Here is a 755-nt window from a genome sequence, read left to right on the forward strand (position 1 = left end):
TGCCGAATACTTACTTCCAACATTAAAAAATACGGTAGCCTGCTATCGCAGTCGATTAATGGATATAAGTTGGTTTATGCGTGTTCTTAATGAGCGTATTGCGAGAAAAGCCAATCAAGAAGATAATTGCACCGGCCGGTTTTGGGAAGGGCGCTTTAAGTCACAAGCTTTACTCGATGAATCGGCGATTTTAGCCTGCATGGCCTATGTTGATTTAAACCCAGTTAGAGCCGGTATGGCAGATACGCCAGAGAGTTCACCATACACAAGTGTAAAAAAGCGTGCCATCGAAGCTATAAAGGGTAAGCAACCCAAAAACCTGATGCCTTTTGTTGGTGATCCCAAAGCTAATATGCCTAAAGGCCTACCTTTTGAATTAACGGATTACCTGCAATTAGTCAAACTAACAGGGCGTTGTATAAAAGAAAGTAAAAAAGATTATATTGTTCAAAGCAAGCCAAAATTATTACGACGTTTACATATCAACACCGACAACTGGTTAACACTCACAAAAGATTTTAGACGCTTGTTTCATGGCGCTATAGGCAATAGGGATTCGTTAACGGCTTATTATGAACACCATGAATTTAAACGACGACAAAATCTGACATGCTGCGAAAAACTATTAGCATAGTTATTTTTTAGCATAGTTATTTTGTGAAATAATATGTAATAAACTATGGGCTCAAAACGTCTATCGTTAAGTGTGCTTTAAATCCCCATAAACAGTAATTCCCGTCATATGTAGACTTTTT

Annotated in this window: 1 protein-coding gene; it reads left to right on the plus strand. The window is 38.1% G+C overall.

Annotation, left to right across the window (positions count from 1 at the left end):
* On the plus strand, positions 1-634 hold a 634-nt coding region (locus tag H4J70_RS20235; protein ID WP_404842505.1), incomplete at its 5' end, for a transposase.
* Positions 635-755: the final 121 nt, after the last annotated feature.

The organism is Colwellia sp. BRX8-9 (genome assembly GCF_014077245.1).
Lineage (GTDB): Bacteria > Pseudomonadota > Gammaproteobacteria > Enterobacterales > Alteromonadaceae > Colwellia_A.